The organism is Afifella pfennigii DSM 17143 (assembly GCF_000688515.1).
Taxonomy (GTDB): Bacteria; Pseudomonadota; Alphaproteobacteria; order Rhizobiales; family Afifellaceae; genus Afifella; species Afifella pfennigii.
This window is the reverse complement of the sequence record NZ_JHZK01000012.1, coordinates 90,049-100,187: the sequence shown is the minus strand read 5'-3', so window position 1 is coordinate 100,187 and position 10,139 is coordinate 90,049. Positions and strand designations below refer to the sequence as shown.

General features: G+C 64.6%; 10 protein-coding genes. 6 read left to right on the top strand and 4 right to left on the bottom strand.

What is annotated here, in order from left to right:
• On the top strand, positions 1 to 495 hold a 495-nt coding region (locus Q331_RS0110610; protein ID WP_026380666.1), incomplete at its 5' end, for a UDP binding domain-containing protein.
• Positions 496 to 762: 267 nt separating this feature from the next.
• Here the strand turns inward: Q331_RS0110610 and Q331_RS0110605 are convergent.
• From Q331_RS0110605 to Q331_RS0110590, 4 genes are read right to left on the bottom strand one after another with little or no spacing between them, the layout of a single operon-like run.
• The gene (locus Q331_RS0110605) at positions 763 to 2,043 is read right to left on the bottom strand and encodes an ArgE/DapE family deacylase (protein WP_026380665.1); all 1,281 of its coding nucleotides are present in this window, start codon (positions 2,041 to 2,043) and stop codon (positions 763 to 765) included.
• A gap of 59 nt (positions 2,044 to 2,102) precedes the next feature.
• Positions 2,103 to 3,392: a TRAP transporter large permease gene (locus tag Q331_RS0110600; RefSeq protein ID WP_026380664.1), complete on the bottom strand. Its 1,290-nt coding sequence runs from the start codon at positions 3,390 to 3,392 to the stop codon at positions 2,103 to 2,105.
• Between the two features lie 42 nt (positions 3,393 to 3,434).
• Positions 3,435 to 3,974 (bottom strand): TRAP transporter small permease, encoded by a 540-nt coding sequence (locus Q331_RS21085; protein ID WP_051631021.1) that lies wholly within the window; start codon positions 3,972 to 3,974, stop codon positions 3,435 to 3,437.
• 26 nt (positions 3,975 to 4,000) lie between these two features.
• Entirely contained in the window at positions 4,001 to 5,011 is a 1,011-nt protein-coding gene (locus tag Q331_RS0110590; RefSeq protein WP_026380663.1) for a TRAP transporter substrate-binding protein, read from the bottom strand.
• Positions 5,012 to 5,448: 437 nt separating this feature from the next.
• On the opposite strand from Q331_RS0110590, the gene Q331_RS0110585 reads away from it, so the two are divergent.
• The 5 genes from Q331_RS0110585 to Q331_RS0110565 all read left to right on the top strand — a co-directional run bounded on the left by Q331_RS0110585 (position 5,449) and on the right by Q331_RS0110565 (position 10,128).
• Positions 5,449 to 6,678 carry an amino acid ABC transporter substrate-binding protein gene (locus tag Q331_RS0110585; RefSeq protein ID WP_034491809.1) on the top strand — a complete coding sequence of 410 codons (1,230 nt, stop codon included), beginning with the start codon at positions 5,449 to 5,451 and terminating at the stop codon, positions 6,676 to 6,678.
• A gap of 169 nt (positions 6,679 to 6,847) precedes the next feature.
• Complete coding sequence (locus Q331_RS0110580; protein WP_026380661.1) at positions 6,848 to 7,708, top strand: branched-chain amino acid ABC transporter permease; 861 nt, start codon at positions 6,848 to 6,850, stop codon at positions 7,706 to 7,708.
• Complete coding sequence (locus tag Q331_RS0110575; protein WP_026380660.1) at positions 7,708 to 8,664, top strand: branched-chain amino acid ABC transporter permease; 957 nt, start codon at positions 7,708 to 7,710, stop codon at positions 8,662 to 8,664. The genes Q331_RS0110580 and Q331_RS0110575 overlap by 1 nt, the downstream gene beginning before the upstream one ends.
• Positions 8,661 to 9,419: an ABC transporter ATP-binding protein gene (locus Q331_RS0110570; RefSeq protein ID WP_026380659.1), complete on the top strand. Its 759-nt coding sequence runs from the start codon at positions 8,661 to 8,663 to the stop codon at positions 9,417 to 9,419. The genes Q331_RS0110575 and Q331_RS0110570 overlap by 4 nt, the downstream gene beginning before the upstream one ends.
• Positions 9,412 to 10,128, top strand: a complete 717-nt coding sequence (locus Q331_RS0110565) for an ABC transporter ATP-binding protein (protein ID WP_026380658.1) — start codon at positions 9,412 to 9,414, stop codon at positions 10,126 to 10,128. Before Q331_RS0110570 ends, Q331_RS0110565 begins: the two co-directional genes overlap by 8 nt.
• Positions 10,129 to 10,139: the final 11 nt, after the last annotated feature.

Here is a 10,139-nt window from a genome sequence, read left to right as displayed (position 1 = left end):
TATTACCTGACCGCCCTTGCCGAGCAGCTCGGCTACCATCCGCAGGTCATCCTCGCCGGCCGGCGCATCAACGATTCCATCGGCCGCTTCATCGCCGAGCGCACGGTCAAGCTGATCGCGGCCGGCGGCGGCGAGATCCAGGGCGCGCGCATCGGCGTCTTCGGCCTGACCTTCAAGGAGAACGTGCCGGACCTGCGCAACAGCCGCGTGCCCGACATCCTCGCGGAGCTGAAGAACTACGGCGCAAGGCCGCTGGTGCACGATCCGATCGCCGATGCCGGCGAGGCGGAGCGCGAATACGGCCTCAAGCTTCAGCCCGCCGAGGCCATGACCGACCTTGCCGCGCTCATCCTCGCCGTGCCGCACCGCGCCTATCTCGATCAGCCGGCCGAGAGGCTCACCGCCGGCCTGCGCCAGGGCGGCGTCGTCATCGACGTCAAATCCGCCCTCGGCCCCGAACAGATCGCCAAAGGCACAACCTATTGGAGCCTTTAAGGCTCGCTCGTTGCAGGACTTCCTGCCGAGCCCCCAAGCGATAGCGGGACGTTCACCGGGCGATCGAGACCATCTGCGCCCACCCGCAGAACGGCTTTAACCGGAGTTGGAGCGCGATTTCACCCGCCTTTGCAGGACTGGCCGCGCGCTTGTCGTCGGCACCCCTCTTATCGGCAAAGAAAGGCCAGGATCCCGTCAAGGCGAGGCGACGCCCCTCAGGCCTGACGGATCCTGGCCCTATCGCAAGGCGGATAGGCGGCGAGGCCGTCAGCCGCGCTGCTCTTCCACGCCGCACCATTCGGCGATGGTGAGCGCCATCACCTTGATGGCGTCGATGTAATCCTCGATGGAGACATATTCGTCATTGGCATGCATGACGGAGGTCGATCCGGGGCCGAAGATCACCGTCGGCGTATCGGCGTATTTGTTGAGGAAACGGGTATCGGCGGCCCCCTGGCGGCCGGAGATCTCCGGGTCCTTGCCGGTATGCTCCTTATAGACGCGGCAGAGCGTCTCCACGATCGGATGGTCCTGCGCGATTTCGGAGGCCTCCGCATCGTAGCCGACGAAGCGCACCACGGGCGGATGGTCCTTCATCCATTCGTCCGTTTTCGCGACTTCGGCGATCTTGTCGACGAGGCTCTGCTTGACGCCCTCATGGTCCTCGCCCGGCACCGTGCCGATGGAGCCGCGCAAGACGGCGCTGTCGGGAAAGGCGCTCGGATAGGCGCCGGCCTGGAAGGAGCCGATGAGGCAGGGCAGCGAATCGAGCGCGTTCGGATAGAGCGGATGGGTGACGGTGGCGACGCGCTCGTCCTCCAGCTCCTGCAGCGCCTTGACGATCTTGTAGCCGAGCTCGATGCCGGAGACGCCCTCGTAGCGTTTTTGCACGCCCGCCGGCTTGCCCTGGACCGTGATCTCGAACCAGATGCGCCCGATGCAGGCCGGCTGCACGGCAAGGTCGGAAGTCTCGCCGGAGATGCCGGCATCGGCCTTGTAGCCGCGAATGACGGTATCGAGCGTGCCGTGGCCGCTCACCTCCTCGTCGATGACGACGTTGATATAGACATCGCCCTTGGTGGTCAGGCCGAGCTTCTTCAGGAACTCCACGGCGAGGATATGGGCGGCCACCCCGCTCTTCATGTCGGCCGAGCCGCGGCCATAGATGCGTCCCTCGCGCACGGCCGCGCTCCACGGATCGTCGCTCCAGCCGCTGCCGTCGCCGACCGGGATGACGTCGGTATGGCCGTTGAGCAGGAGCGAGCGCCCGCCGCCGCTGCCCTTGGCGGTGGCGACGATATTCGGCCGGTTCTCATAGCCGCGCGCGACCGGGCGGTAGCCGGGATGCTTCTTCAGCTCCTCCCAGTCGGTCTCCCAGATATCGACCTCCAGTCCGACCTTGCGCATATGCTCGGCCACGAAGCGCTGGATCGCCGCCTCGTCGCCGGTCACGCTCGGGATCGAGATCATCTGGCGCAGGAACTCGATCGCGTAATCGCGATTCTCGTCGATCTTGTCGACGATGGCTTGGCGGAAATCGGTCGTCATGAAGTGCTCCATGTCTGGGGGGTGGGGGGCGGGACCGCCGCGGCGTCGCGGCGGCCGGGTCATTGGACCTGCGGGTAGAGTTGGCGCGGCAGCCAAAGACTGATTTCGGGGATGTAGGTGATGATGGCGAGCGCAATCAGCGCCAGGCCGAGCCATGGCAGGACGGCGAGAACGACGCTGCCATAGGAGCGGTTGAAGGTGCCGCTGGCGACGAACAGGTTGAGCCCGAAAGGCGGCGTCACATTGCCGATATCGGCATTGACCACCATGATGATGCCCAGATGCGTGCCGCTGATGCCCGCGCCCATCACCGTCGCCAAGATCACCGGCACGATGATGAGGATGTTGGAGAAGACGTCGATGAACATGCCCGAGCCGAGGGTGATGACGTTGACGAGCGCGAGCAGCATGTTCGGGTCGTCGCGCATCGCCGTCAGCGGCTCGGCGACGGCCGCGGCGACGCCGGAGATGGTCAAGAGCCAGGAGAACAGCTTGGCGGCCGCCACCATGATGAGGATGCGGGCGCTGGCGAGCGCCGATTCCACCGCCACGTCCCACAGCCCTTTCAGGTCGAGCTGGCGGTAGACGATGCAGCACACGAAGGCGGCGTAGATGACGGAGACGGCCGCCGCCTCCGTGGCGGTGAAGACGCCGCCATAGATGCCGCCGAGGATGATGACCGGCATGCCGATGCCCCAGACGACATCGAGGGTGGCGTCGACCACCTGGCGGAAGGTGGCGCGCTTCGTCCGCGGCACGCCGTTCGCCGTCGCCCAGGCGACGCAATAGCCGCAATAGATCGTCGTGAAGACGAGGCTCGCCCCGATACCCGACATGAACAGGGCGCCGATCGACACATTCGCCACCGAGCCATAGACGATCATGGCGTTGCTCGGCGGCACGATCATGCCGATCAGCGCCGAGGCGGTGACGACGCCGATGGCGAAGCGCTCCGAATAGCCGGCCTGAACGAGCGCCGGATAGAGGATGGTGCCGACCGCCACGATGGTGGAGGCGCTGGAGCCCGTGATGGAGCCGAACATCACGCAGGTCAGCACCACGGTGATGCCGAGCCCGCCCGGCAGATGCCCGACCAGCGTCTGCATGAAGTTGATGAGCCGGGCCGAGAGCCCCCCGCGGCCCATGATATTGGCCGCGAAGATGAAGAACGGGATGGCCAGCAGCGCGAAGCTCTCGATGCCGGCGAAGACGCGCTGCGGCAGGATGGAGAGCGGGATCGGCGAGGTCAGCCAGAAGGTGACGAACGAAGTGCCGGCGAGCACGACGAACATCGGCACCGTCAGAAGAAGCCCGAGGGCGAGGAGGCCGAGGACAAGCAGGACGGTCATGTCGCTGGCTTTGCCTCCCCTTCCCGCTGCCGCATGGTCGCCTCAGTCGCGAATGGCGCCGACATAGGCCTCCTCGTCGGCCCGGCTTCGCACCAGGATGGCGAGAAGCTGCAGGTTGCGGATCAGCATCAGCGCCGAACCCACCGGCATGGCGAGGTAGGTCAGCCACATCGGCGCCTGCATGACAGGCGTGAGCTGGCCAAGGGCGCGCACATTCAGGGTGTGCTGGGCGCTGTAATAGAGAAACACCGCCAGGAACGCGGCCGTGACCGTCGCGGCCAGGATCGCCACGATGCGCCGGCCGGCGGGCGGCAACATGCGCGGAAGCATGTCGACGACGATGTGGCTGTGGGTGCGAAACGCCACGCTGGCGCCCACGAAGACGATCCACACCAGCAGATAGATGCTGAGCTCCTCCGCCCAGGAGATCGGGGCGAGAAAGACGTAGCGCAGCACCACATTGGTGAAGAGCAGGATGCTGCAGAAGGAGATCGCCGCGCCGATGAAGATGGCTTCGGCGCGGCTCAGAAGCCGGTCGGCGCGCGCGAAGATATTGCCGCCGGCCGGCTCGGTCTCACGCATGACGCTTCAGCTCCGCTTCGGCGTCCTCACTTCGCCTTCTCGATCTCGTCGACGGCATCGCGGACCATCTGCAGGGTTTCGCCGCCATATTCCTCGGCGAACCACTCATAGACGGGCGTTGAAGCCTTCTCAAACGCGGCGCGCTGTTCCTCGCTCAGCTCGTAGATCTCTACGCCCGCCTCGCGGAAGGCTTCCAGATGCTTCTTCTCCGCCTCCTGGATGATCTCGCGCTGATACTCGGCCGCCTCTTGCGCGGCATTGACGAGAACCTCGCGCACCTCCTCCGGCTGGCTCTCCAGGAAGTTCTTGTTGAACATGAAGATATAGGCCAGGAAGCCATGGTCGCTCAGCGTCATGTTCGGCTGCACCTCAAAGAAGCGCATCGCGGCGATGGTGGCGATCGGGTTCTCCTGGCCGTCGACCACGCCCTGCTGCAGGGCGGTGTAGAGTTCGCCGAAATCGATGGTCGTCGGCGTGGCGCCGAAAGCCTTGAACTGCTCCTGGATCACCGCCGAGGGCATGGTGCGGATCTTGTGGCCCTGGTAATCCTCCGGCGTCTTAATCGGGAAGGTGCCGGTGAACTGCTTGAAGCCGCTCTCCCAGAAGGCGACGCCGACGAGGTTCTTCTCCTCCAGCGGCTCCAGGATCTTCTTGCCCACCGGCCCGTCCACCACCTCGTAGGTGGTCTCGCGGCTCGGGAACAGGAAGGGCAGGTCAAGAACGCTGACGCTCGGCGCGAAAGGCGCCGCCCATCCGGTCGGCAGGACCACCGCTTCGATGGCGCCGGCCTGTGCCTGCTCGATCATCTGCGTGCCGCTGCCCAGCAACCTGGAGGGGAAGATCTGCACCTTCACTTCGCCGTCGGTGCGCTCTTCCACCAGTTCCTTCCAGCGCAAGGCCGCCTGGTGATGCGTGCTGTCCTCCGGCTGGTCGTGCCCGAGCTTGATCAGCGTCTCCGCCTGTGCGGGCGCCGGAGCGGCGGACAACGTGACCGCCAAGAGGCAGGTCGCAAGAAGTGGTGAGATACGAGACAGCATGAGGTTCTCCCTTGTCGTTTCTTGACTGGCCTCTCGGCCCTCTGCGGACCTGATGCGCCAGCCGGAACCGCCGCTGGTCGACGGCTCATTCCTTATATCATCCTATGATACTACACTAAGAACCATTCCCTTAAAATGGCAAGCGCCAAATTCGCGCAACGCCTCGCCCTGTATCGATGCATCGGCTTGCTGCGTTGCACAACATTCATTCTGTGCGCTGCACAACATATGCGCAGAACGACCACACTTCCCCCTTGTTTATAGAGGTGAAAAAGGTATTATCAGTCTGTGGTACTAATCATAGTATCACTTATGAATCCCCAGGGATTCGAAAGACGGCCGCCGTGCCTGTCGGCTTCCCTGCGGGGCAGCCAGCCAGCGCGATAAAGAAGCCGACGGGCGGCCACCGCCTCACATGGGAAACAGGGAGGAACACGATGCTGAAGACATCCCACGCCAAAACGCGCTCTGCGCTCTTAACCTCGATCGCGCTCACCTGCGGCGTCTCCGTCGCACTGGCCGCCTCTGCCGCCGGCGCGCAGGAGACCGTGCGCATCGGCGCCCCGCTCGCGCTCACCGGCGGGCTTGCCGACGAGGGCAAGAAGCAGGAGCTGGTCTACAAGATGTGGGAAGAGAAGGTGAACGCGGCCGGCGGCATTGAGATCGACGGCCAGAAGCACCCGGTCGAGATCATCGAATACGATTACCAGACGGACGGTCCGCGCGCCGGCCAGCTCGCCGAGCGCCTCATCAACGAAGACGACGTGCACGTGCTGATGTCGCCTTTCGGCTCCGGTCACACCAAGATCGCCGCCACTGTCGGCCAGCGCTACCGCATCCCCACCATCGCCTGCGTCGCCTCATCTGAATCCGTCTACACCCAGGGCAATCCCTACCTCTTCGGCACGCTCTCGCCCAACGCCCATATGACAGAGGCGATGGTCACCTATCTGAAGGACAAGGTGCCGGGCCTGGAGACGGTGGCCGTCTATGGCCGCGACGACGTCTTCCCGAAATCGATGGCCGAGGCCACCGTCAAGGCGGCTGAGGATCAGGGGCTGGAGATCGTCTACAACCAGCTCTATGCCGTCGGCACCATGGACCACGCCGCCGGCATCTCGTCCATCGTCGCCGCCGAGCCGGACTGGATCTATGTTTCCGGCTACACCCAGGATCTCATCGTCATCCGCCGTCAGCTCGCCGATCTCGGCGCCAAGGCACCGATCGTCACGATGGTGACCGGCCCGGCCTATGTGGAGTTCACCGAGGCTCTTGGCGATCTCGCCGATGGCATCTCCAGCCAGACCTGGTGGCACCATTCGGTCGATTACGAGGGCGAAGGCGCCTGGAAGACGACCGACGAGTTCTATCAGGACTTCATGGAAGCGAGCGGCGGACAGGACCCCGACTATATCCACGGCTCCTGCGCCGGTGCCCTGGTGATGCTGGAGGACGTCTTGAAGCGTGCCGGCTCGCTTGACGGCGAGGCGATTCGCGAGGCGCTCGCGAGTACCGAGATCACGACCTTCTACGGTCCCATCGACTTCGGCGAGAACGGCATGAACCAGGCGCGCGATCTGCCGATCATCCAGGTGCAGGGCGAGAATATCGAAGTCCTCTATCCGGAATCGATCGCCACGGCCGAAATCAAGCTGCTGAACGAGTGACGTTCGTTCCCGCGCGGTCCCTCGGCCGCGCGGGCGAACCGCTCCCCCATGACGTCGACGGACGCCCCCTCCGGCCACGCTGTGCTGGGGCGTCCTCGCTCCCGGTGTGTCCGGATCTTGCGATCCGCGGCCATTCCGGAACGGAAGCGCTAGACAAGAAAGGCTCGATATGGACCTCGGGCAGGTACTGGCAAACGGCATCGTGCTTGGCGCACTCTATGCCTGTCTTGCCGTAGGATTCTCGCTGGTCTGGGGCGTGTTGAACGTCATCAACATGCTCCACGGCTCCTTCATCATCCTCGGTGGATATCTCACCTTCTTCGCCTGGCATCTATTCGGCGTGCACCCGCTCCTGATGCTGCCGGTCGTCGGCGCGCTTCTGTTTTGCCTCGGCTATTTCCTGCAGGCCGTCTTCATCAACAAGGTCGTGACCGCGCCGGTTCTGACCACGCTGACGCTGACCTTCGGCCTGGACATGATCCTCTACAACTTCATGACCGTCTATTTCTCCGCGACGCCGCGCCAGGTCACGCTCGATCTGGGCAGCATTGACCTCTTCGGCATCTACCTGCCGAACGAGCGCCTGCTCGGCATGGCTCTGGCGCTGCTCCTCACCGGGCTCCTCTTCGTGACGATGCGCAGCTCCAGCATCGGCCGCGCCATCGTCGCGGTGCGTATGGACCGCTTCGCCGCCGCCCTGATGGGCATCAAGGTCAACCGCATCTATGCCATCACCTTCGGCATTGGCGCGCTGATGGCCGGCACCGCCGGGGCGCTCTTCGCCCTGGTCTATCCGGTCACCACCAATCTCACCGGCATCTTCCTCGGCAAGGCCTTCGTCGTCTGCGTCATCGGCGGTCTTGGCTCGGTGCCCGGCGCGCTCGTCGGCGGTCTCGCCCTTGGGCTGATTGAGAGCATCTCCGGCGTCGTCTTCGGCCCGCAGCATTCGCTCACCGTCGGCTTCGTGGTGATGCTCGTCCTCCTGGTCTTCCGGCCGACCGGCCTCGTCGGCGTGAAAGGATACGAATGATGTCGCGTCTCGGCCTGGCTCTGTTCGCGCTCTGGATCGTCGTTCTGGCAACGACGCCCTTCTACGCCGACAACAGCATCGTGCGCACCGCCATCATGCTGGCGATGTACTCCGTCCTCGCTTTCTCCTGGAACTTCATCGGCGGCTTCACCGGCTATCCCTCCTTCTCCACGGCCGCCTTCTTCGGTCTTGGCTCCTATGCCGGCGCCATCGCCCAGACGCATGGCGTGCCGATGGGCTTTGCCTGGGTGATCGCCACCGTTTTCGTGGCGGCCTTCGCGGCCGGGCTCGGCATGATCCTGCTGCGCCTTCGCGGCCATTACTTCGCCATCGGTTCCATTGGCGTGGTGGAGGTCTGCCGTCTCGTCGTCTCCTCCTGGAGCGGCGTCACCGGCGGCGGCAACGGCCTCAATGTGCCGCTTCTGATGTGGGCCCCCGATACCGTCGGCGCCTTCTTCCTGTGGGTGATGCTCGGCCTCATGGTCATCGCCTTCGCCCTCACCGCCTTCGTCGATAACCATCGCCTCGGCTTCGGGCTGAAATGCATCCGCCAGAACGAGGATGCGGCCGACATGGTGGGCGTCAACACGACCTTCTATAAGGTCAGCGCCTATATCCTCTCCGCGTTCCTCTGCGGCACGGCTGGCGCCGTCTACGCTTCCTGGATCGGCTATATCGACCCGACCGATTCCTTCCAGATCCTGCTCACCGTGAAGGTGCCCGTGATGGCGCTTCTCGGCGGCGCCGGCACCGTGCTCGGCCCCGCTGTCGGCACCGCCGCCTTCGTGGTCATGGAAGAGTTCGTCTGGGCCAACTTCCTCAATTGGAACCGGGCCATCCTCGGCATCATCATCGTCGTCCTCATCTTCTTCCTGCCCGGCGGTCTTCTGAAGATCTCCTACCGCAGGATGATCAACCGACTGAAAGGGCGCGAGAGCGCCGGAGCGCCGGTATGAGCAACGAAATCCTCAGGCTAGAGGCCGTCTCCAAGGCCTTCGGCGGCATTCGCGCCGTCAACGATGTCAGCTTCGATCTGCGCCAGGGCGAGATCGTCGGGCTGATCGGCCCCAACGGCGCCGGCAAGACGACGCTGGTGAACCTCATCACCGGGGTGCATCGGCCGAGCTCGGGCAAGGTGATCTTCCAGGGCGACGACGTCACCCGGCAGAAGCCTTATATGGCCGCGCGCAGCGGCCTTGCCCGCACCTTTCAGATCGTCCAGCCCTTTCCGGAGATGAGCGTCCTCGACAATGTCGCGGCCGGCGCTCTCTTCGGCGGCGATCCGGAGGGGCTGACGGAGGCGCGCGAGCATGCCCGCGAGCATCTCGCCTTTGTCGGCCTCGACAAGATCGCCGACCAGCCGGCCTCCGCCCTCACCTTGCCCAACCGCAAGCGGCTGGAGCTCGCCAAGAGCCTCGCCATGAGCCCGAAAGTGCTGATGCTCGACGAGGTGAATGCGGGTCTCAACACCGGCGAGATCGACGCCGCCCTCGACCTTATCCGCGCCATCTCCGACCGCGGCATCACCATTCTCATCATCGAGCATCTGATGAAGGTCGTCATGACGGTCTCTCAGCGCCTGCTCGTGCTGCACCACGGCGCCCTCATCGCCGATGGCGAGCCGACGGCCGTGGTCAACGACGAACGCGTCGTGGAGGCTTATCTCGGAGAGAAATTTGCAAAGCGCCTGAAGGAGGCCGGACATGCCTGAGCCGCTTCTCAAAGTCACTGGCCTGGCCTCCGGCTACGGAGACGTGCAGGTGCTGTGGGGCGTCGACCTCGATGTCAACGAGGGCGAGATCGTCTGCATCGTCGGCTCCAACGGCGCCGGCAAGACGACGCTTCTGCGCACCATCTCCGGCATGGTCACGGCGCGCCAGGGCGAGATCCGCTTCGCTGGCGAGAACCTGCTCAATGCCGGACCGGACGCGGTGCTTTCCGCCGGCATCGCCCATGTGCCGGAAGGCCGGCGTCTGTTCCGCGGCATGTCGGTGAAGGACAACCTGCTACTCGGCGCCTATCTCAGAAGCGACCGCTCGGAGGTGGAGGGCGATCTCGATCACGTCTTCGACCTGTTTCCCATCCTCAAGGAGCGCGCCTCGCAGGACGCCACCACCATGTCCGGCGGCGAGCAGCAGATGTGCGCCATCGCCAGGGGGATCATGTCGCGGCCGAAGCTGTTGATGATCGACGAGCTTTCGCTCGGCCTCGCTCCGCGCCTGATTGAGCGGCTCGGCGAGGGCCTGCAGGCGATCAATCGCCATGGCATCACCATCCTCTTGGTGGAGCAGGACGTCATGACCGCCTTTGAGCTGGCGAGCCGCGCCTTCGTGGTGGAGACGGGGCGCATCGCCAAGAGCGGCGACACCGCCACCCTCTCCGACGATCCGGTGATCCGCCAGGCCTATCTTGGCGCTTAGAACCAGGTCCG